Source organism: Thermotoga sp. 2812B (assembly GCF_000789335.1).
Taxonomy (GTDB): domain Bacteria; phylum Thermotogota; class Thermotogae; order Thermotogales; family Thermotogaceae; genus Thermotoga; species Thermotoga maritima.
On record NZ_CP003408.1, the window covers coordinates 394899 to 419267 of the forward strand.

Annotated in this window: 28 protein-coding genes; 8 read left to right on the plus strand and 20 right to left on the minus strand. The window is 47.4% G+C overall.

Features of this window, described 5'->3' with window-relative positions; translation table 11 throughout:
* Positions 1-11: 11 nt before the first annotated feature.
* The 13 genes from T2812B_RS02045 to hslV all read right to left on the minus strand — a co-directional run bounded on the left by T2812B_RS02045 (position 12) and on the right by hslV (position 11128).
* Entirely contained in the window at positions 12-977 is a 966-nt protein-coding gene (locus tag T2812B_RS02045) for an ABC transporter permease (RefSeq protein ID WP_008192237.1), read from the minus strand.
* A gap of 58 nt (positions 978-1035) precedes the next feature.
* Positions 1036-2775, minus strand: coding sequence for an ABC transporter substrate-binding protein (locus tag T2812B_RS02050; RefSeq protein ID WP_039454437.1), 1740 nt, complete (start codon positions 2773-2775; stop codon positions 1036-1038).
* 15 nt (positions 2776-2790) lie between these two features.
* Complete coding sequence (locus tag T2812B_RS02055) at positions 2791-3960, minus strand: ABC transporter ATP-binding protein (RefSeq protein ID WP_008192234.1); 1170 nt, start codon at positions 3958-3960, stop codon at positions 2791-2793.
* A 16-nt stretch (positions 3961-3976) separates the two neighbouring features.
* Positions 3977-4189, minus strand: coding sequence for a heavy-metal-associated domain-containing protein (locus T2812B_RS02060; protein ID WP_004081382.1), 213 nt, complete (start codon positions 4187-4189; stop codon positions 3977-3979).
* Entirely contained in the window at positions 4186-5127 is a 942-nt protein-coding gene (fmt, locus tag T2812B_RS02065) for a methionyl-tRNA formyltransferase (protein ID WP_008192230.1), read from the minus strand. Before fmt ends, T2812B_RS02060 begins: the two co-directional genes overlap by 4 nt.
* On the minus strand, positions 5124-6344 hold the full coding sequence (gene hflX, locus T2812B_RS02070; RefSeq protein ID WP_008192228.1) for a GTPase HflX: 1221 nt from the start codon (positions 6342-6344) through the stop codon (positions 5124-5126). Before hflX ends, fmt begins: the two co-directional genes overlap by 4 nt.
* Positions 6345-6357: 13 nt before the next feature.
* Positions 6358-6630 carry an RNA chaperone Hfq gene (hfq, locus tag T2812B_RS02075; RefSeq protein ID WP_008192227.1) on the minus strand — a complete coding sequence of 91 codons (273 nt, stop codon included), beginning with the start codon at positions 6628-6630 and terminating at the stop codon, positions 6358-6360.
* Between the two features lie 36 nt (positions 6631-6666).
* Positions 6667-7584 carry a tRNA (adenosine(37)-N6)-dimethylallyltransferase MiaA gene (gene miaA, locus T2812B_RS02080; RefSeq protein ID WP_008192224.1) on the minus strand — a complete coding sequence of 306 codons (918 nt, stop codon included), beginning with the start codon at positions 7582-7584 and terminating at the stop codon, positions 6667-6669.
* Positions 7581-8345 (minus strand): class I SAM-dependent methyltransferase, encoded by a 765-nt coding sequence (locus T2812B_RS02085; RefSeq protein WP_008192223.1) that lies wholly within the window; start codon positions 8343-8345, stop codon positions 7581-7583. Before T2812B_RS02085 ends, miaA begins: the two co-directional genes overlap by 4 nt.
* Positions 8272-8490: a hypothetical protein gene (locus T2812B_RS02090; RefSeq protein ID WP_008192222.1), complete on the minus strand. Its 219-nt coding sequence runs from the start codon at positions 8488-8490 to the stop codon at positions 8272-8274. Before T2812B_RS02090 ends, T2812B_RS02085 begins: the two co-directional genes overlap by 74 nt.
* A gap of 64 nt (positions 8491-8554) precedes the next feature.
* Positions 8555-9184, minus strand: coding sequence for a hypothetical protein (locus tag T2812B_RS02095; protein ID WP_008192221.1), 630 nt, complete (start codon positions 9182-9184; stop codon positions 8555-8557).
* Positions 9185-9194: 10 nt separating this feature from the next.
* Positions 9195-10586 carry an ATP-dependent protease ATPase subunit HslU gene (gene hslU / locus T2812B_RS02100; protein ID WP_008192219.1) on the minus strand — a complete coding sequence of 464 codons (1392 nt, stop codon included), beginning with the start codon at positions 10584-10586 and terminating at the stop codon, positions 9195-9197.
* 11 nt (positions 10587-10597) lie between these two features.
* Complete coding sequence (hslV, locus tag T2812B_RS02105; RefSeq protein ID WP_004081403.1) at positions 10598-11128, minus strand: ATP-dependent protease subunit HslV; 531 nt, start codon at positions 11126-11128, stop codon at positions 10598-10600.
* An 81-nt stretch (positions 11129-11209) separates the two neighbouring features.
* Here hslV and mnmA point away from each other — a divergent pair, with 81 nt between their 5' ends.
* Entirely contained in the window at positions 11210-12286 is a 1077-nt protein-coding gene (mnmA, locus tag T2812B_RS02110; RefSeq protein WP_008192216.1) for a tRNA 2-thiouridine(34) synthase MnmA, read from the plus strand.
* Positions 12283-13212, plus strand: a complete 930-nt coding sequence (locus T2812B_RS02115) for a GAF domain-containing protein (RefSeq protein WP_008192214.1) — start codon at positions 12283-12285, stop codon at positions 13210-13212. The genes mnmA and T2812B_RS02115 overlap by 4 nt, the downstream gene beginning before the upstream one ends.
* Positions 13213-13221: 9 nt before the next feature.
* Here T2812B_RS02115 and T2812B_RS02120 read toward each other — a convergent pair whose 3' ends face one another.
* Genes T2812B_RS02120 through T2812B_RS02140 form a run of 6 tightly spaced genes read right to left on the minus strand, consistent with a single transcriptional unit; the run spans position 13222 to position 16565 of the window.
* Positions 13222-13416 (minus strand): DUF6485 family protein, encoded by a 195-nt coding sequence (locus tag T2812B_RS02120; protein WP_004081411.1) that lies wholly within the window; start codon positions 13414-13416, stop codon positions 13222-13224.
* Positions 13413-14018: a hypothetical protein gene (locus tag T2812B_RS02125; protein ID WP_231556606.1), complete on the minus strand. Its 606-nt coding sequence runs from the start codon at positions 14016-14018 to the stop codon at positions 13413-13415. The genes T2812B_RS02120 and T2812B_RS02125 overlap by 4 nt, the downstream gene beginning before the upstream one ends.
* 5 nt (positions 14019-14023) lie before the next feature.
* Positions 14024-14137 (minus strand): clostripain-related cysteine peptidase, encoded by a 114-nt coding sequence (locus T2812B_RS09665; protein ID WP_008192210.1) that lies wholly within the window; start codon positions 14135-14137, stop codon positions 14024-14026.
* A gap of 54 nt (positions 14138-14191) precedes the next feature.
* On the minus strand, positions 14192-15400 hold the full coding sequence (locus tag T2812B_RS02130) for an RNA-guided endonuclease TnpB family protein (protein WP_008192209.1): 1209 nt from the start codon (positions 15398-15400) through the stop codon (positions 14192-14194).
* A gap of 36 nt (positions 15401-15436) precedes the next feature.
* Entirely contained in the window at positions 15437-15643 is a 207-nt protein-coding gene (locus tag T2812B_RS02135; RefSeq protein WP_008192208.1) for a clostripain-related cysteine peptidase, read from the minus strand.
* A 10-nt stretch (positions 15644-15653) separates the two neighbouring features.
* Positions 15654-16565 carry a TIGR01212 family radical SAM protein gene (locus tag T2812B_RS02140; protein ID WP_008192207.1) on the minus strand — a complete coding sequence of 304 codons (912 nt, stop codon included), beginning with the start codon at positions 16563-16565 and terminating at the stop codon, positions 15654-15656.
* Positions 16566-16636: 71 nt separating this feature from the next.
* Here T2812B_RS02140 and T2812B_RS02145 point away from each other — a divergent pair, with 71 nt between their 5' ends.
* Together T2812B_RS02145 and T2812B_RS02150 are read left to right on the plus strand one after the other, a co-directional pair.
* Positions 16637-18370 carry a proline--tRNA ligase gene (locus tag T2812B_RS02145; protein WP_008192205.1) on the plus strand — a complete coding sequence of 578 codons (1734 nt, stop codon included), beginning with the start codon at positions 16637-16639 and terminating at the stop codon, positions 18368-18370.
* Complete coding sequence (locus T2812B_RS02150; protein WP_008192203.1) at positions 18367-19872, plus strand: YifB family Mg chelatase-like AAA ATPase; 1506 nt, start codon at positions 18367-18369, stop codon at positions 19870-19872. Before T2812B_RS02145 ends, T2812B_RS02150 begins: the two co-directional genes overlap by 4 nt.
* Here T2812B_RS02150 and fliJ read toward each other — a convergent pair.
* Positions 19869-20303, minus strand: a complete 435-nt coding sequence (gene fliJ, locus T2812B_RS02155; RefSeq protein WP_008192198.1) for a flagellar export protein FliJ — start codon at positions 20301-20303, stop codon at positions 19869-19871. The two genes, T2812B_RS02150 and fliJ, sit on opposite strands and share 4 nt — an antisense overlap.
* A gap of 110 nt (positions 20304-20413) precedes the next feature.
* Between fliJ and tmung the strand changes: the two genes are divergently transcribed.
* The 4 genes from tmung to T2812B_RS02175 are packed head-to-tail and all read left to right on the plus strand — an operon-like array spanning position 20414 to position 24206.
* Positions 20414-20995, plus strand: a complete 582-nt coding sequence (tmung, locus tag T2812B_RS02160; protein WP_008192196.1) for a type-4 uracil-DNA glycosylase — start codon at positions 20414-20416, stop codon at positions 20993-20995.
* 1 nt (position 20996) lies between these two features.
* Positions 20997-21503: a metal-dependent transcriptional regulator gene (locus tag T2812B_RS02165; protein WP_008192194.1), complete on the plus strand. Its 507-nt coding sequence runs from the start codon at positions 20997-20999 to the stop codon at positions 21501-21503.
* A gap of 2 nt (positions 21504-21505) precedes the next feature.
* The gene (locus T2812B_RS02170) at positions 21506-22435 is read left to right on the plus strand and encodes an SDR family oxidoreductase (protein WP_008192192.1); all 930 of its coding nucleotides are present in this window, start codon (positions 21506-21508) and stop codon (positions 22433-22435) included.
* Positions 22407-24206, plus strand: a complete 1800-nt coding sequence (locus T2812B_RS02175) for an AAA family ATPase (RefSeq protein WP_008192190.1) — start codon at positions 22407-22409, stop codon at positions 24204-24206. Before T2812B_RS02170 ends, T2812B_RS02175 begins: the two co-directional genes overlap by 29 nt.
* Positions 24207-24369: the final 163 nt, after the last annotated feature.

A 24369-nucleotide genomic window follows, 5' to 3' on the forward strand; every position in this document is an offset into this window, starting at 1 on the left:
CGATTCCTCCCTCACTCGAATCTGACCCTTGGATCCACAGCGGCGAGAAGCACATCCGCCACAAGGTTACCAATCACGAGCATTATCGCGCTGATCACGGCGGACGCCATAACGATGTAAATGTCCTGCTGAAGGAGTGCCTGATAAATGAGCCTTCCCATACCGGGCCAGGCGAAGATATTCTCTATGATGACCGCTCCCCCGAGAACGTTGGAAATACTGAACCCAAGGAAAGTGATCATGGGGTTGATAGCGTTCCTCAGGGCGTGCTTGTATATCACCACACGTTCTGGCATTCCTTTCGCACGGGCAAATTCCACGTAGTCTTCGTTCAACACGTCGAGAAGACTACCTCTCATGTATCTCATGAGGGAAGCAAAACCACCGAAACCAAGAGCGATGGTTGGAAGGACAAGATGAGATGCGATATCCTTGAACTTCTCCCAGGTTGTCATCTGGTTGTGATTTACCGAGACCATACCGGCGATTGGAAACCAGCCGGTTTTCGCAGCCATGTAAAGGAGCAGAATGGCCAGGAAAAAACCTGGAAGGGCGATTCCACTGAAAGCGATAACCGTGAGAATCTTATCCCAGATGCTGTACTTCTTCAGAGCCGAGAAAACACCGACGATTATCCCGAGCAACCACTCGAACGCGAGGGAAGAAACGGAGAGTATCACCGTAGCGAAGACCCTCTCCCAGATGAGTGTGGAAACAGGTCTTCTGTAGTAGAACGAATAGCCAAAATCTCCTCTCAGAACGTTTTTCAGCCAGATGCCGTACTGAACGATCCAGGGCTTGTCCAGGCCAAGCTCCTTTTCCATCTTCTCGAGGAACTGCTGAGAAACGGAAGGATCGAGACGGTACATGTCCAGGAAGTCTCCTGGAGCCGCCTGCATGATGATGAAAACTATGAAAGAGATGATTATGAGCTCGGGAATCATGATGATCAATCTACGTGCGATGTACTTGAGCAAGCAAGATCACCTCTTTGAACAGAATTTGAAGGGGAGGGGAAGATCCCCTCCCGATAGATTACTGCTCTTTCCAGACACAATCCTGGTTCCAACCCCACACACCGCCGAAAGCGGTGGGTTCCACGTTGTGAAGTTTGTTGCTGTAGGCGTAGAGATAGAGCTGCTGGGTGGTGTAGATGAGCGGTATGTGTTCAGACACGAGCCTCTGGAATTCCCTGAACATATCGACGACTTTCTGCTGATCGAGTATCTTCACGTTCTCCTCGAAGATTCTGTCGATCTCTTTTTCCCAGTCTGGTGAGTAGTAATCATTGGGATCGACGAAGTCTTTGACCTCCGGATGGTAGTTCCAGAAGTGGAGGGATCCTTTGATTCTCCAGACGTTGGCTCCTCCCTGAGGTTCATCGGATCCGGTGAGCCCTATTATGACAGCCTCCCAATCACCGTTCACGACGAGTTTCTGAACGAGTGTGTTGAAGTCTATAGGAGCAAACGTCACGTCCATTCCGAGCTTTTTGAGCGACTCCGTTATGATGTTACCCATCCCTTCACGAACCTGGACTCCGGCATTGGTCATGATGATGAACTTCACCGGGTTTCCTTCGCTGTCGAGGAGCTGACCGTTCTCATCCCATTTGAATCCACCGAGTTTGAGCATTGTTCTTGCAAGGTCGAGGTTGTACGGGTATTTTCTGAGAACGGATTCATCGTAATAAACGGTCGCAGCCTGACTGATGGGGCCCCACTGTTCAACCGCGAGGCCGTTGTAGAGTGTATCAATCATCGACTGTTTGTCGATGGCGTACGCCACAGCCCTTCTGAAGAAATCATTCCTGAACCATTTCCGCTTCACAGGATCGGGAGCGTTCCAGTTGAAAGTGATGAAAGTGGTTCCAAAATTCGGGCCTCCAATACCCACAACCCAGCCTTTTTCTCTTGCCATGGCTTTGAGTTCTGCGTACTCTGTTCCGCGAGGTCCATACACATCGACTTCTCCGTTTTCAAACGCGAGTCTCTGCGCATCCTGTGTCGGAATGATCTTGAAGATGATACCGTCGAGATAAGGAAGCTGCTTTCCTTCTTTGTCGTACTTCCAGTAGTAGGGGTTCTTCACGAATCTCACGTACTGATCGGGAACGTACTCAACCGGAATGAACGGACCAAGTCCCACGATTTCTCCCTTGTTGATAGCGTCAACCGTCCAGAATTCCTTGAATTTTCCTTCCTTCACGTACGGTTCCGCGAGGTGCTTTGGGAAGATGGGAATACCTCCGATGTACCTTACCGCAAGTCTGTACGTTTCTTTGAGAGTTGTCTTCACCGTGTAATCGTCGATCTTTTCGGCTACCGGCCAGTTGTCTGCAAAGAGATCCTGCATATCGTTCGGTATGTCAGGGTTGAAATAGACATCGTTAATTGTGAAGACCACATCGTCCGCTGTGAACGGAGTTCCGTCACTCCATTTGACACCCTTTCTCAGGTGCCAGACGATCTCCATGCTTCCGTCCTCGTTTTGGATGAGTTCCCAGCTTTCTGCAAGAGCGGGATGGATCCTCGCGTGATTGTCGAGCTCGATCATGGAAGCCATGAACCTCGCTATAACATCTGTGGAGCTCGTCTCCTGAGCCACGACATCGTTACACGTTCTGGGACCAGAAAGCGTCGGTACTACGAGCACTCCCCCGTACTGTCCTGTGAACTCTGCTCCGATGTACGTTTCGAACTGAGCGAACGGTGAAAGTTCTGCGAAAAGTGCAACGGCTGCAATCATAAGGAAAATCCCAAGAAACCTACGCATAACATCACACCTCCTCTATGACGAATGTAAATGACACGCTACCCAGTGACCCGGAGAAATTTCTTTCATCACCGGATATTCTTTCTCACACACAGGCATCTTGTAAGGACACCTCGGATGGAAGAAGCAGCCAGTCGGCCTGTTGATCGGGCTTGGAACCCCACCCCTGAGGATGATGCGTTTCCTTGTACGCTCAACCTTCGGATCCGGCACGGGAACAGCAGAAAGCAACGCTTGGGTGTACGGATGAAGAGGATTGTCGAATATCTCATCGGTGTTTCCCATCTCCACGATCCTGCCGAGGTACATGATGCCGACCTCGTGGCTTATAAATCTCACAAGTCCAAGGTCGTGCGAGATGAAAAGATATGTGAAACCTTTCTCTTCCTGCAGTTTGAGAAACAGGTTTATAACCTGTGCCTGAACGGAAACGTCCAGTGAAGCCGTGGGTTCGTCGAGTATCACTATCTCGGGGTTTATGGAGATCGCCCTTGCGATAGCGATTCTCTGTCTCTGGCCTCCACTGAACTGATGGGGATATCTTTCGAGGTGATATTCCTTGAGCCCCACGCTTTTGAGAAGATCTTTTGCCATATCTACGGCTTCTTCTCGTGTTTTCGCCAGTCCGTGGAACAGAATGGGCTCAGTGAGGATGTCGCCAACCGTCATTCTCGGGTTCAAGGAACTCATGGGATCCTGAAAGACGATCTGTATCTTCCTTCTGAATTTCATCCTCTTTTCATCGATGTTATCAAGCAGGATATTATAGAACTTCTCTTCGCTTTCTTTCGCTTCTTTAAAGAAGATCTCCGAGTACTTCTTATCCACATCCTCGAGCACGTCCACAATCTGATCCGGTGAGAGTTTTTCCCTCATTTCGCGGAATATACCCACGTAGGTCGTTTTCAGGTAGTTCTCCGCATCTTTTCTCTTCATGAAGTAGTATGTTGTGTCGTCACCGTCGATCACAACACGGCCCGCGGTGGGATTCGTGAGGCGCAGGATCGTCTTTGCGGTCGTTGTCTTCCCACATCCCGACTCGCCAACGAGGGCGAACGTTTTTCCCTTTTCCACGGAAAAAGAGATATCATCGACCGCTTTCACGTAACCAACAACTTTTTTCACAAGAAATCCTTTTCTGATCGGGAAATACTTTCTCAGACTCAGCACTTCGATACTCTTCATCCTGAACAGCTCCCCTTTACACGATGAGTGTGTATCCCAAACTATCCACAGCGCTTTTTATTTGCTCTTTGGAGACCTTTTCATCATCGTAATCCACACCGACAACCTCAGCCGCCATTTCGTAATCTACCTTGAAAACACCGTCGAGTTTCTCGATGGCTTCTTTAACTCTCTTGTAATCTTCCTCCGTTTTTGCACCCTTGAGCATGAAATAGTTCAACCTTCTCAACTCTCATACCTCCTTTCGAATCTCATGCCTTCGATTATCAATCTTCCGTTTTTTGCTTCCCAGAAGGTCATCTTCTTCTTTCCGGGAAATTGAATGTATCTCACTTTCACTTTTCCGTCGCCGGTACCTATCCATGCACCTTCCCTATCAATATAGTTTATCAAACCTGGTTCATCTCCCGAACTATCTATCGCTGTCACTCCGAACAATTTCACCTCATCGTTTCCCAAGAAGGCTCTTGCACCGGGTCTGGAATCGTAAGCTCTGATCTTGTTCTTCACCGATTCAGCGTCCTTTGAAAAATCTACAATCAGGTCCTCTTTTTTTATCATTGGAGCATAGGTTGCTCTAGAATGATCCTGCTCTTTCAGCTCTATGTTCCCCGTTTTCAGTTTCTCCAGGAACTCGATCAACATCTCTTTCGACAGTTCTATCAAACGTTTCTCCAGCTGATCGAAAGTTTCAAATGGATCTATAGAAATTTCCCTCTGGAGTGCGATGGGACCAGCGTCGAGTTCTTTCACCATCTTGTATATGGTAACGCCCGTTCTTTCTTCACCGTTCTCGAGCACTCTCTGTATAGGAGAAGCGCCCCTGTATTTTGGAAGAAGAGAAGGATGAATGTTGTAACAACCGAGGCTTGGAAGAGAAAGTACCTTCTCACCCAGGATCTTTCCGTAGGATGCGACTATTATAACATCTGGCCTCACAGACTGGAGAAATTCTAAAGCTTCTTTCTTGTTTATCGATTCGGGTTGAATGAAAGGAACTTCGTGTTTTTCAGCCACTGCCTTCACCGGAGTTGGCTCAACTTTCCTTCCCCGCCCTCTTGGTTTGTCCGGCTGGGTGACCACACCCACCACGTTGAACCCGTTTTTGATCAAATGCTCCAGTATTTCCGCTGCGAACTCCGGTGTCCCCACAAAGACAATTCTCAAGATGCCACCTTCCTTTTCAACATCTCAAGAGTTTCCCGATCAGTCTTCAACGTGATAAGAGCGTATCCTTCCCCGTAGTCTTCGTTCAGTATCTCCAGTCGATCTTTCAGAGCGTAGATCTGCCCTATCTTTTCCAGGGGAACTTTCAAAGTTTCCTGAATATCCTTTTGTCCCATGATTTCTTCCAGTGTGTCCAGAAGCTGATCCAGTCCTATCCTTTTTTCCGCTGAAATGAACAGAGCCTCCGGATACTTCCATTTCAGCGTTTCTATCCTCTCTCTGGGACAGAGATCGATCTTGTTGAAAACCAGAATCCTTGGAATCTTATCGGCACCGATTTCCTCCAAAACTTTCTCAGAGGCTTTCATCTTTTCTTCGAGATACGGATCGGAAGCGTCAACAAGATGTATGAGCACATCCGAATACTTTATCTCTTCGAGTGTCGCTTTGAACGCACTCACAATGGTGTGAGGTAGCTTTCTGATGAACCCGACAGTGTCACTCACGAGAATGACTCTTCCGCTCTTCAGTTTCAACCGTCTCGTGACTGGCTCGAGAGTGGCAAAGAGTTTGTCGGCGACGTACACATCACTATCGGTTAAAACCTTGAGAAGAGTAGATTTCCCGGCGTTTGTGTATCCAACTATGGAAACATGTGGGATTTTCTTTTCCAGTCTTTGTTTTCTCTGAGTGTTTCTTTCTTGCTCTATTTCTTTCAATCTTTTTCGAAGCTGTGCGATGCGGTTTTTTATGTGCCTTCTCAAAACCTCCAGCAAGGGTTCACCCGGCCCTCTGGTGCCAATACCTCCACCGAGTCTGGAGAGTTCCTCGCCCCTTCCTACGAGCCTTGGAAGCTCGTAAAGCAAACTCGCCATCTCCACCTGGAGCTTTCCCTCTTCACTCGTTGCGTGGCGAGCGAAAATTTCAAGGATCACCTGCGTTCTGTCAAGAACATCTACGTTCAGTTCTGATTGCATATTTTTGTACTGCACCGGTGTGATTTCATCGTCAACGACCACAAGATCCGCTTCGCAGAATTCAACTACTTCTTTGAGCTTTTGCAACTTCCCCTTTCCAAGGTAGGTGGCCGGATCCGGTTTTGCCCTCTTTTGCCAGAGCCATTCAACAACTTCAACACCGAGGGTTTTACACAAACCCTTCATTTCTTCGAGAGACTCTTTTATTTTCTCTTCATCTTTACCAACAGCAACGATCACCGCTTTTTTCCCTTCAAGATCCCTCGTTTTCAGAGGTCTCAGCCTCCTGTGCTGTTTCCTGTTTTCTCGGCATCAGCATCACATAAGAAGAAGGAATGATCGTGCTGATCGCGTGTTTGTAGATGAGACTCTGTTGGTTTCCACTCTCCAGCAAGACCGTGTAGCTGTCGAAAGATCTGATGAATCCCTTTGTCTGAAAACCGTTCACCAGATACACCTTCACTTCGATCTTGTTAACCCTGAGATGATTCAGAAACCTGTCCTGAAGGTTGAACTTCTCCGCCAAGGCCAACTCCCCCCTCGATGTGATTTCAAAATAGAATTATACTGAAAAATTTTCAACTATCAGCTTCTTGAGTTTCTCCTTTACTTCTCCTACATCTTCGAACGTTAAATTGTACCACACAGCTTCTTTGTATCTTTTGAACCATATGATCTGTCTTCTGGCAAAGTGTCTGGTGTTTCGTTTTATGAGATGAACCATCTTGTCAAAATCGTACTTCCCTTCCAGATAGTCAATGACTTCTTTGTATCCTATCGTTTTCATCGAATTGAGATCTTTCGAATATCCCATCCCCAAGAGTCTCTTCACCTCATCCACGAGTCCCATCTCTATCATCTTATCAACTCTTTTGTTTATTCTCTCGTAAAGTTCGTACCTTTCCCGAGTCAAAACAATTATGAAAAACCTGTCGTCACCCTTTGCTTCTTTTTGAAGTTCCGAGATCCTTCTTCCCGTTTTCATGTAAACTTCAAGGGCTCTGATCGTCCTCTTGAGATCGTTTGGATGAATGCGCGTCGCCGCTTCAGGATCGAACTCTTCGAGCATTTTTCTCAAAATCCCGGGTTCTCTTCTCTCTAGTTCTCTGAGTTCTTTTCTTATGTTCTCATCGGCAGGCACTCCTTCGAATATACCCCGAACCAGCGCGTCCGCGTACAGCCCCGTTCCTCCAACGTAAACAGGAATCTTCCCACGTCTGAGAACGTCTTCCATTGCTCTCAGAGAATCCTTCCTGTACATGAAAGCGTTGTAATACTCATCAGGATCGATGATATCTATCATGTGATGAGGAACCCTCTTTCTCTGCTCCGGTGTTGGTTTGGCTGTTCCTATGTCCATATAACGATAGATTTGCCTCGAGTCCATCGAGATGATCTCCGCACCTATCTCTTCACAGACTTCGATCATGATATCTGTCTTTCCAACAGCAGTGGGCCCACCGACTATGGCTATCTTCATCGCTTGTGTATCACCCCATAGAGAACACCGCTCTTTCTGGAACCTTTCAGTTCGTCAACCCTGATTCTTTTGAAGAGAGAATCCTTCACGTGGCTTTTGAGGATCACCTTCTTCTTCGCGATTCTCAGCATTTCCTCAATGTCTTCTTCGTTCACCGTGTCGTACACAGCGAAGGGCCTCAGAGGATTCATTGCAGAGGACTCGTACACGGGATTCTCAAACATGGGATCACAGTAGACCACATCGAAAGAATTGTCGGGCTGACTTCTGATGTATTCTTTGAAATTCGCGTGATAAAGCTCTATTCTTTTTAAAGCGTCTTTCAACCACCGAATGTCAGTCTCAAAATTTTCCATTCCGTATTTCACGATGGTGTATATGTGAATGGATCCTTCAAGACCGATTACCTTACCCTCAGGAAGAAAAGCGGCCATGAGGATGGCTTCGCTTCCAAGACCAAAGGTCGTATCCAGCACGATTTCGTTTCCCTCCGGTTGAAGGGATTCTATCAGGTAGTCCTTCTGACCGCTTCTTATGTTCCTCATCCGGAGGATAGCCGAAGAAGGATGAAAAAAGAACTCTCCTCCGGGCCATTTTATTGAGATTCTGTTCTTCTCCACCACGTAGTAAAAGTCCACTTTGAACTCTTTCAATCTCCTTCTTGAAACGTAGATGGTGCCGAGTTTTTCAGCGAGCTCCTTCGCTTTCATTACCTGCTCCCTGTCCGGTTTGTGTGAGGTTGTGACCACGAAGTTTTTCATTCTCTATCACCTCTAAGAGCTTCTCGTTCAGCGCTTTCTGTTCCTCTATCTTTGTCTTCAATTCCTGGTATTTCGACATCAACCGATTGTGCTTCTCCAGTGCCACCTGATAGTTGTGATAGCTCACGAGAAAAACAAAGATCATAAAGAAAAGAAGCGTCAGAAGTCCCAGATTAACTCTGAAATGCTTCCGCCTTCTTGGCCTCAGTTTAGAACGCGACCTCGTATTCGTCCCTCCCCTCCTGTATGGTGAGGGATGTTGAATCACTATCAAAAAACACATCCACATAGTAACTTTCATCCGTTCCTGGCAGATAAAACAGGAATTCCCCATTGTAAACGGGAACTTTCATTTCGTATTCCCCGAAGTTCAGTGTCACTACACTTCCCACGCTGGTGAGTTCACCGTACACCTTCACAGGGTCTTCCACTGCGAAAATTTTTTCGTTTTTGAGATCGAGGAGTAGGTACGCGTTGCTTCTCAGCACCGTGTCGGTGCTGAACGTCCCCGCGGAGTGGTAAAGCACCACCGGCGTTGTTTTGAAAGACACTTCTTTTGTCTGCTCATCAAACACGATCGTAGCCGCCACGGTGAGCTCAAAATCCGACAGATCGAACGGTATATCCACCGTGGTCAAAAAGACTCCCTCATTGGCCAATACATCCTCGAGCGTGTACTCTTTTCCGTTCACCGATAAATAACTGCTTTCCAGATCCACAGTAACGCTTTCGTCTGTCCCCACGTTGAACAAATAGACGTACAGATCCGCTTTTCCAGGGCTCACCAGAGTACAGCCAACGGCGAGCAGCAGAAGAAAAGCAGGAAGAAGAATCCTCACGGGAAACACCTCACAGTATGTACGCGCTCAGATCCTCGTCCTGAACGATCTTTTCGAGTCTTCTTCTCACGTATTCGGCATCCACAACGACCCTCTTTTCCGGAATATCCGGTGCTTCGAAAGAGATCTCCTCAAGGACCTTTTCAGCGACCGTGTATAGCCTTCTGGCTCCGATGTTTTCGAGTCTTTGATTCAGCTGATACGCTATTCGAGCCATTTCTCTGATTCCATCCTCGGTGAAGACGAGTTCCACGCCTTCCGTTGAAAGAAGTGCCTGGTACTGTTTTATGATGGCGTTCTCCGGTTCTTTCAATATCCTCACGAAATCTTCCTCGGTGAGGGGTGACAGTTCCACACGTATCGGGAAACGTCCCTGAAGTTCCGGAATGAGATCTGACGGTCGTGAAACGTGGAATGCGCCGGCTGCTATGAAGAGGATGAAATCCGTTCTCACCGGTCCGTACTTGGTCATGATCGTGGTACCTTCGACAATGGGGAGAAGGTCCCTCTGAACACCTTGCCTGGACACATCGGGTCCCGCCGCGCTCTCTTTCCCAGCGATCTTGTCTATTTCATCTATGAAGATGATTCCCCTGTTCTGAGCTCTGTCGAGTGCTTCCTGCACCACCTTGTCCATGTCTATGAGTTTTTCCGCTTCCAAAGGTAACAGAACCTTCCTCGCTTCAGAGACTTTCATTTTTCTCTTCTTCTTTCGCTTTGGAAGCATTCCGCTGAACATATTCGTGATTTCTATCCCGAGGTCTTCCATACCCGGTCCGAAGATTCCCATGAACGGAGAAACCGTTTCTTCGAGTTCTATTTCGATCTCTTCATCTTCCAGCTCTCCCTTTCTCAGCTTTTCCCTCATCTCTTCCCTTTTCGCTCTGAACCTTCTCCTGTCTTCCGGTGTGTACTGCTGTTGCTGTCCACCGGTTATGAGGTTTATGAAGGGATTCGTGACAACCGGCATGGCTTTCGATTCGGGAACGAGAGCATCGAGAATTCGCTCTTCAACCAGCTCTTCCGCCTGCCTTTCCACTTCTTTTATCTTTTCCTGTTTCACCATGTTAACACTGATCTCAACCAGATCTCTTATCATCGAGTCCACGTTCTTTCCCACGTATCCCACTTCCGTGAACCTCGTCGCTTCGACTTTCAAGAACGGTGATCCGGAAAGCTGAGCCAATCTCCGGGCGATCTCTGTCTTTCCCACACCCGTGGGTCCGATCATCAGGATGTTCTTGGGAAGCACTTCTTTTCTCCATTCTTCTGGAAGCTTCTGTCTTCTGATTCTGTTTCGAACTGCTATCGCCACGGCCTTTTTCGCTTCGTACTGACCGACTATGTATTTATCGAGTTCTTGAACGATTTCCTTCGGAGTCATTTCATCGAAACTCTTCATAAGAACACCTCCTAAACTTCTTCGATCACTATGTTCTGGTTCGTGTAAATGCAGATCTCACCCGCTATCGTCATCGCTTTCTCCACGATTTCCCGCGCGGAGAGATCGGTGTTTCTGAGAAGGGCTTTGGCAGCTGCGAGTGCGTAAGGTCCTCCTGAACCGATGGCAGCCGCATCGTCGTCGGGTTGAATGACCTCACCGTTTCCCGATATGATGAAGATGTTCTCTTTGTCTGCCACAAGAAGCAGGGCTTCCAGTCTTCTCAGAACTCTGTCCGTTCTCCAATCTTTCGCGAGCTCAACGGCAGCCTTTGTGAGGTTGCCGCCCCATTCCCTCAGTTTCGCTTCGAATCTATCGAAGAGCGTCATAGCGTCCGCCACAGATCCTGCAAAACCAGCGAGTACTTTTCCTTCCCCAAGCTTTCTAACCTTTCTCGCGTTTCCCTTCAAAACGGTCGAACCGAAAGTGACCTGACCGTCTCCTCCCATCACCGTTTGCCCGTTTCTTCTCACAACCAGTATCGTTGTTCCGTGAAATTTCATGGTTCAACACCTCCTCAAGTTATTTTAACTCAATTTCTCAGATGAAGGAAATGGTATCATCTTAAATGAGGAGGTGCGAACTTGAAAGTAGGGGTGGCTCTCAGTGGAGGAGTGGACAGTGCGGTAGCTCTCTATCTGTTGCTGAAAGAAGGACACGAGGTAAAGGCCTTCCACATGAAAACGAAGGAAGATGAATTCTTCATCAGAAAAGAGATAAAGAAGAAGGTCTGTTGCAGTCCATCGGATACGGCCGACGCGATGAGAATAGCGCACTTTCTCGGAGTGGAGATAGAGATCGTCGATGTGAAGGAAATCTTCAGAGAGAAAGTCATCGAACCGTTCAAGAAGGATCTTCTCAAAGGTCTCACTCCGAATCCCTGCGTACACTGCAATCGTTTCGTGAAATTTGGATACCTCATGGATTACGTTCTCAACCAGGGATTCGATGCGTTTGCGAGTGGACACTACGCGAGAATAGAGTTCAGCGAAAAGTACGGGAGAAAGGTGATAAAAAAGGGTGTGGATCTGAAGAAAGATCAGTCGTATTTCCTTGCCAGGATCGAGCCCTGGAGAATAGAAAGACTCATCTTCCCGAACGGCATCTACACGAAAGAAGAGATCAGAAAAATCGCAGAAGAAGCGGGAATACACGTTGCAAAGAAACAGGAAAGTCAGGATGTGTGCTTCATACCGGATGGCAGCATCGAAAACTTTTTGAAAGACGAAGGTATAACGCTCAAAGAGGGTGATCTCATCACACCTGAGGGAGAGGTCGTTGGTCGGCATTTCGGGTATCCTCTCTACACAATCGGTCAGAGGAAGGGCTTCAAAATAGAAAAATTCGGAAGAAGATACTACGTGAGGGGCAAGATTCCGGAGAAGAACGTTGTTGTCGTATCAGATCTGGAAGATGTTTTCTTCTCCGGTTTGATCGCAGAAGATCCTGTCTGGCATGTTGAAGTACCGGAAGAGTTCAAATGTGTCTGCAGAGTGAGGAAAAAATCGGAAGAGGCTCCCGCAGTTGTCAAGTTAAGAGATAACGAAGTGGAGGTCAGGTTCGAGAAGAAAGTCTTCGCCGTCACACCGGGTCAGATCGCTGCCTTTTACGATGGAGACACACTCCTCGGAGGAGCGATTATAAAGGAGGGTATCCGATGAGAAGCATCGTTCAGAACAAGGTGGAAGAGTGTCTCGAGATATTGAAGCGGGACAAAACGAAATGGATCGACTTCTGGAGAGAGCTGAGAAGAAAGTTTGGCCCGATAGTCCCAAACTACGAGAGAAAACTCGAACTGAACGATGAAAAGATCGAGAAGATCCTTCGGGAAATAGAACGAAGAGAGCTCGACAGATTCAAGTGGGACTGGCTGGACGTCTCGAGGAACAAAAAAATAGAGTGCGCAGAATCGCTATCAGAGAGAGAAGATTTCCTCGATTTGAAAAGAGAAGACTTCTCCGTGTTCCTCATGTCGCTTCTGGGTCTTTCAGACTGGGTTGTTGTGGATGGAGAGAAAGAGAAGATCGTGGTGATGGATGTGTTCTCTCTCTGGAGAAAGGGCCTTCTAAGAGAGCTTTCACTCGCCACGCTCCACGCGGTGATAGAGTTCAGAAAAGGAAAAGAAATCGGAAACTACGGAGGAAAAAAAGAGTACTTCGATTCACTGCTGAAAGAGATCGAGAAGATTTTAGAAAGAGGAAAAGAAGCTCTCGGTGATCTGTGCAAATTTTTGAGGAACCACGTTTCGTACTATGACTGGGTGGGTTTTTACTTCGTGGAGGATGGAAAGTTAAAGCTCGGTCCGTTCGTGGGAGAGCCCACGGAACACGTGGAGATACCGTTCGGAGTTGGAATCTGTGGTCAGGCAGCGGAGAGAGAGGAGACCTTCGTTGTCCAGGATGTGAGCAAAGAAACAAACTATCTCTCCTGCAGTCCAAAGACGAAAGCGGAAATCGTGGTTCCCATTTTCAAAGATGGGAAAATCATAGGAGAACTGGACATAGATTCGTACAGCCCTTCTCCTTTCTCCGAAGAAGACAGAGCCTTTCTCGAAAAGGTGTGTGAACTCGTGTCAAAAGTGGTGTGAGGGAGAACCTCACACCACTCTTTTAAAATGCTCGATGGATCTGTCCCAGGTTTTCTCCGCGTCGTTCGGGAAATAACACGCGGGAAGTTCTCCGTGCTGTCTGTGATAGTGCATACATTCACAGCAGATGCCCTTTCTCGGACATCCAGGATAAGAACAGTTGCAGTAAGAGAGGTTCCTCTCCTTGTTCGGGCAGGCCTTCACGATTTCACCTCCAGATTTCTCATGATTTGATCGTCCATATCGAGAAATTCGTTTATTTCTCGAGAGAGCCTAACAACAAGATACAACCAGTACACACCGAGAGTGAACAGAGTGAGAAGAAAAACCGATAACACGTTCCTTTCCTTTATGACCGGTTTGTAGTCGATGTTGAAAAGGGTTCTGTAGAGGTAGATTTTTATCTCTTGGAGTTTCCTTATAGTTTCAAACAGGTAGTGAAGAAAGATCACAAAAAAGATCAACTGAAGCAGCGAGAAAATCCATATTCCCGCAAAGAGAAACTCAAAGAACCAGAAAGCTATAAAGGCGATGTACGGCCAGTTTGGAACAAACGGCTTCTCGTTCAAGTTCACAGAACGCTGCTCCGCCAGTCTCAGAGTTTGCAGAACGTTGATGTTCAGGAGCACACTCCACTGTCTGTAAACGATCAAAAGAGAAATTGTGGAAATCAGAGAAAGAAAAAGGGTCACAGTCCCAAGGGTGTAACTGGGAGATCCTGCCAGAATCTCCCTGTAATATTCTAACAGCAGAATCGAACTCATTGCAGAAAAGACAACACCCATCCAGGCCAGGTTCATGTTCACTCTTTTCAATTTTTATCCCTCCAGTGTTCGATGAGATCGTCCCAGGAGCTCTCCGAGGTGAAGTCGCTTAAAGCAACGAAATCGTCCCAGTACTCCGGATTTTTCACCTTCTGAGGCAAGTAGATCTTGACCTCCTCCCAATCCCCTGAAGGGGATGGGACTTTTGGTGGCTCTCAGGCCACCTTCCATGGAGCCAAAGACGCTCCATGGCCACAGAGGTGCGGATGGAACCTCACACCTCTGACGGGGGCCAAACCCGCTACTACCTGGCCTGTGCCAGGATACCTTTTCCAGATGTTGATTGCTCCAACTCCGTCCCTGTGATACTCAAAACCACAGGTTTTGCAGTGGTATCTTCTTCCGTTCGGCTTGTTCTTTGCACCACAGACAGGACACGTCTTGCTCGTGTTCGCTTCTGAGATGAGCTTTACTTTGATTCCGAACTGCTCTGCTTTGTACCTTATCATCTCGATGAGTTTTCTGAACTGCCACTGGTGGATCTTCTGGTTCGCATTGTCGCTATAGTCCGCTCTTTCTCTGATCCCTGTGACGTCTCCTATCACGATGGTTCCGATTTGTTTTCTGAGGCACAGTCCGATGAAACTGCTTGTGATCTTGTGCATGATGTCGTTGATCTGGTTTCTGAGCCGTCTCAGGACTCTTTTCTTTGCACGAACAAGCTTGTTGTACCTTCTTGATCCCTTCTTGCACTCTGCTATGGCAGACTGAAGGCTTGCGAGGCGTTTGTTTCGGTAGCGAAGGATGCTGCTAAGAACCCCTCCGTGGTAGCTGATGACTTCTTTTCCATCAAAGCACGTGATGGGACGGAGCACTCCAGGGTCGACTGCCATAACACCAGAATTAGCACTCTTTTCTTCAATCTCCACCTCTATCGCAAGGTGGAGATAGTATCCATCTTCAAAGACAAGTCTTGCCTGTTTGATGCGAAGGGGAGGTTTGAGAGGTGTTTGTACAACAAATGGTTCTCGTTCTCTGCCAAAAGACAGTCTCAGGGTGCCGTCTGGCAGAAGCTTCACAGCGCTTTCTTTCCATATGAACGGCAGATAGCGTTTTTTCTTGTAGGGAGGTTTTGCATCTTGATTCTTTTTGGCTGCTTTGAAGTACCCTTTGAGGGCTTGAAAGTAGAGCTGAACAAATGCCTGCTTTGAGTGGACGTGGATTTTGATGTTTTCTGCCCAGCGGAGGATGTATTTGTCTGCGGTGGGCCAGGACAGCCAGAAGCCTTTCTTTCGGTGTATCTTTCGCACAAGAGACATCGTTTTGTTGTAGATTCTTGCTGCGGTGCGGTTGAGTTCTTCGCATGTTTGATTCAAATGTCCCGGTACAGCGAGTTTGTAGGTTCGTATCACACGTCTGGGCATTTTTCCACTCCCTGTGCCAATTGTAACACAGTCGAGCTACAACAACCACTTACTATCCCTCTGAAAGAGGATAGCTTGCGTGGTTGGGGTTCTGTCAACCAGAGCGAAGACATCTATCCAAGATGGATTTCCCATCATCTCCTTCAGATCCTGAGAGATGAACTGCTCCAGATCGTTGTCCCCCGCTATCCAGACGAGGAACGAAAGCGTGTGGTTGTAAACAGGAATGCACCCGAAAATCAAGAGAAAAAGACTACCTGTTAAGATAATCAAACTTCTTGCCCTGATACGTATCTCTCCTCTCAAGTTCTTCTTCTACCATGTTGATGATTTCTATCTTGCTCTTTCCCCAATTGCCGAAGATCGTTCCCTTTCTCGGAGGATCTGCAACCAGTCTGTGAATGACCACGTTTGGCGAGAGGTATTCGAGAAATGTGATCGCTCTGTCGATGTACTCCTCGAGTGAACAGATTTTTATTTCTCCCTTTTTGTACATCTCCGCGAGTTTTGTTCCTTCCACCACGTAAAGCGAGTGGAGTTTCACACCGTCTACATCGAGAGCGGAGAGGATCTTGGCCGTCTCTACCACATCCTCCATATCGTCCCAGGGCAGATTCAAAATCACATGCACCACGAGTTCGATGCCTCTCCTTTTCACTCTCACAGCGGCATCCACGAACTCCGCGAGGGTGTGGCCTCTGTTGATCTTCTTGAGTGTTCTATAGTTTGCCGTCTGAAGACCGAGCTCAACGGAAACATCGACACGCTTTTTGAATTCTTCGAACAGATCCAGAACACGTTCGGGCACGAGATCGGGTCTCGTGGAGACAGAAAGCTGGACTATACTGTCGTCCACGAGGGCTTCCTCGTAGCGTTCTCTGAGCACCTCAACAGGGGCGTAGGTGTTGCTGAACGACTGAAAGTACGCGATGAACTTCTTGATCCCACGCTTTTCGTATTTTTTCTTCATTTCCATGACCTGTTCCCTTATCGGGAGCCTCATCAGAGTGGTGAAGCCGCTTCCCATGGCATCACAGTAGATACAGCCACCCTTCCCTTTCGTGCCGTCCCTGTTCGGACAGGAAAATCCCCCGTGTATCACTATTCTTTGAACCCTTTCACCGTATCTTTCCTTCAGATAATCGCTGAGCTTTCTGTATCGCACGGTCCATCCTCCTTTTCTTATCTATGATACAATAGTTTCAAAAGAACTCGAAATCGAGGAGGAGATCGGCCTTGCGGATGAAAGACCTCTACGCTCCTACTCTCAAAGAAACCCCTTCCGATGTTGAGACAGTAAGCCACGAGTATCTTCTTCGAGGAGGCTTCATAAGAAAAGTAGCCGCCGGTATATACACCTACCTCCCATTAGGAAGAAGAGTGCTTCTCAAAATAGAGAACATAGTTCGGGAAGAGATGAACAGGATAGGAGCACAGGAAATTCTGATGCCCATCCTTCAACCTGCGGAACTCTGGAAACAGTCAGGAAGGTGGGACGATTACGGTCCCGAAATGATGAAACTCAAAGACAGGCACGAAAGAGACTTCACACTCGGTCCCACGCACGAGGAGATCGTCACGGACCTTGTGAAGAACGAACTCCGTTCATACAAACAGCTTCCTCTTACTCTGTATCAGATAGCGAACAAGTACAGAGACGAAATCAGGCCCCGTTTTGGCCTTCTCAGGGCAAGAGAATTCATCATGAAGGACGCTTACAGCTTTCACGCAAGCTGGGAATCTCTGGACGAGACGTACGAAGAGTTCAAAAAAGCGTACTCCCGAATTATGGAAAGGCTTGGTGTGCGGTACATGATCATAGAGGCAGAAACGGGTGCCATCGGAGGGAACGCTTCCCACGAGTTCGTCGTTCCTGCGAAAATAGGAGAGACGAACGTACTCTTCTGTGAAAAGTGTGGTTACCAGGCAAGCGACGAAAAAGCCGAATACAAAGGTGAATACACTCAGGAACAGGAAGAAGAGAAACCCCTCAAGAAGGTTCCCACACCCGGGGTGAAGACGATCGAGGAAGTTTCAGAGTTTCTCGGTGTTCCTCCGTCGAAGATCGTGAAGTCCCTTCTTTACAAAGGAAGAGAAGGATACGTCATGGTACTCATAAGGGGAGACCTGGATCTCAACGAAGCGAAGCTCAAAGCACATTTGAAAGATCAGTCGCTGAGAATGGCAACTCCAGAAGAAATTCTGAAAGACTTCGGAGTTCCCGTCGGATTCATTGGACCCATCGGTGTGGATGTGAAGAAAGTGGCCGATCACAGCGTCAGAGGACTGAAAAACTTCGTCGTTGGAGGTATGGAAGAGGACACACACTACGTAAACGCAAACCACCCCAGAGATTTCAAGGTGGACGAGTGGTACGATCTGAGAACGGTGGTGGAGGGCGATCCCTGCCCTGTCTGTGGTGAACCTCTCAAGGCGACGAAAGGGATAGAGCTTGGTCACATCTTCAAACTCGGCACAAAATACTCCGAAGCCATGAAGGCCTACTTCATGGATGAAAACGGTGAGATGAAACCTTTCATCATGGGCTGTTATGGCTGGGGAGTTTCCAGAACGATGGCGGCTGTTGTGGAACATTTCCACGATGAGAACGGTATGATCTGGCCCCTTTCGATCGCTCCTTACACCGTTGTGGTGGACATTCTGAACATGAACGACGCTGAACAGAAGCAGATGGGTGAGCTGATTTACCAGGTTCTCTCAGAAAAAGGGGAAGAGGTTGTTCTGGATGACAGAGAAGTCTCGCCTGGTTTCAAATTCAAAGACGCCGATCTCATAGGCTTTCCCATAAGAATAAACGTGGGAAGATCCCTCAAGGAAGGTGTTGTAGAACTGAAGAAACGCTATTCGAAAGAACTCGTCAAGGTGAACATCAAAAACGGTTTCGGCGCACTTCTGGAGACACTGGAAAAGATGAAGCGGGAGTACGATCCCAAGGAGGCTGCCAGGTGAACTACAACAAACTCTCCTCTGCCACGATACAGGGAATAGAAGCAATGAAAATAGACGTGGAAGTGGATTTTGACAACAGGAGCGTTTTCAACGATATAGACGTGGTCGGTCTCGGTGACACCGCCGTGAAAGAGAGTAGAAAAAGGGTGAAAAGTGCTATTCTGAACAGTGGATTTTCTCTTCCACACGGTAAATACGTGGTGAACCTCGCTCCTGGAGACGTGAGAAAAGAAGGTTCCATGCTCGATCTGCCAATCGCACTGTGCATACTCGCTTCAACAGGAATCGTTCAGGTGAGTGAGAACATCCTCGCCATAGGGGAACTCTCGCTGAATGGAGAAGTGAAGAGGGTGAACGGGGTTCTTCCCGTTCTCCTTTCTCTTTCAGAAAGGTTCAATGGTACGGTGCTCATCCCAAAAGAGAACGAAGAAGAAGCAAAATGCGTGAAAGGACTGGATATATACGCCGTGGAATCTCTCAGAGAATGCGTTGAGTTTTTGAGGGGAGATAGAGCGCTGAAACAGATCGAGTATTCGGGTATAGAAAACGCGAACGTGGAATACGAGATCGATTTTTCCGACGTTAGAGACCACGAGATGGTGAAAAGAGCGGTGGAGATAGCTGTTGCGGGGTTCCACAACATCCTCATGGTAGGAAATCCCGGTTCCGGGAAGACCATGATAGCGAAGAGAATTCCCACGATCTTTCCTCCCATGTCCGAAGAGGAAATCCTCGAGACGAGCAAGGTGTACAGCGCATCTGGTTATCCCGGGATCGTGAAACTCCGTCCCTTCAGATCCCCCCATCACACGGCGTCGACCGTCTCCATTATCGGTGGTGGTACCAACCCAAGACCCGGTGAGATTTCCCTCGCACACAACGGTGTTCTGTTCCTCGATGAACTGCCGGAATTCAAAAGAGATGTGCTGGAAGCCCTGAGACAGCCTCTCGAAGAAGGCATCGTCACGGTTGCCAGAGCGAAGTTCACCGTCACCTACCCCGCCCGCTTCATGCTTGTTGGTGCCATGAATCCCTGTCCTTGCGGTAATCTTGGAGACCCGAAACAACCCTGTGTCTGCTCTCCCAGAGACATCATGAGATACAGAAAGAAAATCTCAGGTCCCCTTCTGGACAGAATGGATCTGGTGATCAACGTCCCGAAGCTCTCCTTCGAGGAAATGATGAAAAAACCCGAAGGAGAGAAAAGCTCTTCAATCAGAGAGCGGGTGATGAAGGCGAGGGAAATACAAAAAAGACGTTTCAGGGATACTCATATTTCCTGCAATTCACAGATGTCTCACAGAATGCTGAGGAGGTTTGTCCAGCTGGACGAGCAGAATGAGGATCTCCTGAAAAGATACGTGGAGAGATACGGACTGTCGGGTAGGAAGATCGACAAAGTTCTGAAGCTTTCACGAACAATAGCGGATCTGGAAGGTTCGAGTGATGTAGAAATGAGGCACCTCGCGGAAGCGCTTCAGTACAGGTTCAGAGAGAGTTAGCTCTCCCACCAGAATTTCCTCTCCGCTATCTCGTCCATGGTCTTTCTTTCTTTGAGGTTCTCTTCATAAAGGTACTCTCGCATCTTTCTTTCTTTTAATTTTTCAAGAATCTTTCTCTCCTTCATTTTTTCAAAAAGTTTTCTTCTCGTTTCTTCCTGTTCTTTTAGCAGTTCATAAAGTTCACTTTGCCTTTTTTTGATCTCTTCCTCATAAAACACCATCTGCATCTCCATATTCAGAAGATCTTCCTTTCTGAGAACCCCTTTGTGAAGAAAATTACTTTCTATTTGCTTCTTTTCAGTGGAAAGTTGTTGTATAATTCTTTTGATATTTTCCACTTTTTCATTGATTTTTGAGAGATCGTTTTTCAAAGTTTCTTCTTCCTTTCTTCGAACATCGTATATTCTCTGAAGTCTAAATCTAAAAGGCACGAATCATCACCCCAATAAGATTTTTGGAAAAATTTATAGTGGATGATAGAATTAAGTAAGGTTATGGTAATTTCCTGACAATATTTTATCAGAATCTGGAGGAGAAAGGTTTGTATACAAGGGAAGAACTCATGGAGATAGTATCAGAAAGAGTGAAAAAGTGTACTGCATGCCCGCTTCATCTGAATAGGACAAACGTTGTCGTTGGAGAAGGAAATCTGGATACGAGGATCGTCTTTGTGGGAGAAGGACCGGGGGAAGAAGAAGACAAGACGGGAAGACCTTTCGTCGGCAGAGCAGGAATGCTTCTGACGGAGTTACTCAGAGAATCAGGTATCAGAAGAGAAGATGTTTACATATGCAACGTTGTGAAATGCAGACCACCCAACAACAGAACTCCCACCCCTGAAGAACAGGCGACATGTGGTCATTTTTTACTCGCTCAGATCGAAATCATCAATCCAGATGTGATAGTTGCCCTTGGAGCCACGGCGTTGTCTTTCTTCATGGACGGGAAAAAGGTATCCATAACCAAGGTCAGAGGAAATCCCATCGACTGGCTCGGAGGAAAGAAGATCGTTCCAACATTCCATCCGAGTTATCTTCTGAGAAATAGAAGTAATGAACTCAGAAAGATCGTTCTTGAGGATATTGAGAAAGCAAAAAGTTTCATAAAGAGGGAGGGTCGATAGCATGCCTAGAGGAAGGAAGAAAACCCTGACACCTGCGCTCGAAGATTACCTTGCAGTGATTCAGGAGATACTTCAGAAACAACCCGCGGCGAGGGTGAGCACCATCGCGAGAAAGATGGGAGTGAGTCTTCCGAGTGTGACGAACGCCATGAAAAGACTGGCGGAACTTGGATACGTCGAATACGAGAAGTACGGATACATAACCCTCACCGAGAAGGGAAAAAGAAGAGCAAGATCGTTGAGGGGTTCTCAGAACAGACTCAGGAACTTTTTCTTCTACGTGATGGGAATACCTTCTCCCACAGCGGAAAAACTCGCGCGTCATTTCTCACACTTCCTGGATACGAAAACGAGAGAAAGATTCAAGAGATTTTACGACATAATGGTGAATTTCGATGAGAGCAAGGTGCAGGAACTGAAGGAATTCCTCGAAGAGAGCAGAAGACTCGTGAATGTTCAGGAAATCCCGGAGGAAGCCAAGAAAATAGAAGAAGATGAGGAGGACTGATTATGAACGTTCTGGTAACAGGCGGAGCGGGCTTCATAGGATCCCACGTGGTGGACAAACTGATAGAAAACGGATACGGTGTCATTGTGGTGGACAATCTATCCTCTGGAAAGGTCGAAAACCTCAACAGAAACGCACTGTTTTATGAACAGAGTATAGAGGACGAAGAAATGATGGAACGGATCTTCTCTCTACACAGACCCGAGTACGTGTTTCATCTCGCCGCTCAGGCTAGTGTCGCCATCTCTGTTAGGGAACCCGCCAGAGACGCAAAAACAAACATCATCGGATCTCTTGTGCTTCTCGAAAAATCCATCAAGTACGGTGTTAAAAAGTTCATCTTTTCGTCCACCGGTGGGGCGATATATGGAGAGAATGTGAAGGTCTTTCCAACACCGGAAACGGAGATACCTCATCCGATATCCCCTTATGGTATTGCGAAGTACAGCACCGAAATGTATCTGGAGTTTTTCGCGAGAGAGTACGGATTGAAATACACAGTTCTCAGATACGCCAACGTTTACGGGCCGAGACAGGACCCGTACGGTGAAGCGGGTGTGGTGGCCATCTTCACTGAAAGGATGCTCAGGGGAGAGGAAGTTCACATATTCGGTGATGGGGAATACGTCAGAGACTACGTTTACGTTGATGACGTGGTCAGAGCGAATCTTCTCGCCATGGAGAAAGGCGACAACGAAGTCTTCAACATAGGAACGGGAAGGGGCACAACTGTGAACCAGCTCTTCAAAATGCTGAAAGAGATCACTGGCTACGATAAAGAGCCCGTCTATAAACCACCGCGTAAGGGTGACGTGAGAAAAAGCATCCTCGATTACACGAAAGCGAAAGAGAAACTCGGCTGGGAACCCAAAGTTTCCCTTGAGGAGGGATTGAAGCTCACCGTTGAGTATTTCAGAAAAACCCTTGAGTGAACTGCTCAGACCGAAAGACTTCGAGGATTTCGTCGGTCAGGATCATATATTCGGTAATAAAGGGATTCTCCGGCGAACTTTAAAGACAGGCAACATGTTCTCTTCTATCCTCTATGGACCGCCGGGGTCTGGTAAGACCTCGGTTTTTTCACTGTTGAAACGGTATTTCAACGGCGAGGTAGTTTATCTGAGCTCCACCGTTCACGGGGTTTCTGAAATAAAGAACGTTCTCAAAAGAGGAGAACAGCTGAGAAAATACGGAAAAAAATTGCTTCTCTTTCTCGATGAAATACACCGCCTGAACAAAAACCAGCAGATGGTCTTGGTTTCCCATGTGGAACGGGGAGACATCGTACTGGTTGCGACAACAACTGAAAATCCGAGTTTTGCCATCGTACCCGCACTTCTCTCAAGATGCAGGATTCTTTACTTCAAAAAACTCTCTGACAAGGACCTGATGAAGATCTTGAAGAAAGCGGCAGGGGTTCTCAACATCGATCTGGAAGAATCGGTAGAGAAAGCCATAGTAAGGCATTCCGAAGGAGACGCCAGAAAACTCTTGAACACCCTGGAGATCGTCCACCAGGCGTTCAAAAACAAGAGAGTAACTCTTGAGGACCTGGAAACTCTGCTGGGAAACGTGAGCGGGTACACGAAGGAATCACACTACGATTTCGCTTCGGCCTTCATAAAGAGTATGAGAGGTAACGATCCAAACGCCGCTGTTTACTACCTCGTCAAAATGATAGAGATGGGAGAAGACCCGCGATTCATAGCACGAAGAATGATCATATTCGCCAGCGAAGACGTTGGACTCGCCGACCCAAACGCTCTACATATCGCCGTTTCGACCTCCATCGCTGTCGAACACGTGGGACTTCCCGAATGTTTGATGAACCTTGTAGAGTGTGCCGTCTATCTTTCCCTCGCTCCCAAGAGCAATTCTGTTTATCTTGCAATGAAAAAGGTCCAGGAACTTCCTGTGGAGGACGTACCGCTTTTTTTGAGAAATCCCGTCACCGAAGAAATGAAAAAGCGTGGATACGGGGAAGGGTATCTTTATCCCCATGATTTCGGTGGTTTCGTGAAAACGAACTATCTTCCAGAAAAGTTGAAAAATGAGGTCATCTTCCAGCCAAAGAGAGTAGGTTTTGAGGAAGAACTCTTTGAAAGGCTCAAACGTCTCTGGCCCGAAAAGTACGGGGGTGAAAGTATGGCCGAAGTGAGGAAAGAACTGGAATACAAAGGGAAAAAGATCAGAATCGTAAAGGGAGACATCACAAGAGAAGAAGTGGACGCCATAGTGAACGCGGCGAACGAATATCTGAAACACGGAGGAGGAGTAGCGGGAGCGATCGTGAGAGCAGGTGGAAGCGTTATTCAGGAGGAAAGCGACAGGATCGTTCAGGAGCGTGGAAGAATTCCGACAGGCGAAGCGGTGGTAACCGGCGCTGGAAAGCTGAAGGCAAAATACGTGATTCACGCTGTGGGACCCGTTTGGAGAGGAGGCAGTCATGGAGAGGACGAACTCCTCTACAAAGCAGTTTACAACGCACTCCTTCGAGCTCACGAACTGAAATTGAAAAGCATCTCAATGCCTGCCATCAGCACAGGAATCTTCGGATTTCCGAAAGAAAGAGCGGTGGGAATCTTTTCAAAGGCAATAAAAGATTTCATCGATCAACATCCGGATACCGCTCTGGAAGAAATCCGCATATGCAATATAGACGAGGAAACAACGAAAATTTTCGAAGAAAAGTTCAGCGTTTGATGAAACCAAAAGAAGGGGCAAACGCCCCTTCTTTTTTTAAGACCTCTGAGGAAGTATTGAATCAACTCAAACGAGTTCTTGGATCTATTCCGCAACAGATTTCCATACCTGAAAGGAACTATTGATATTTTCATCATACCACAGAAAGTAAAAAAGTAAAGGG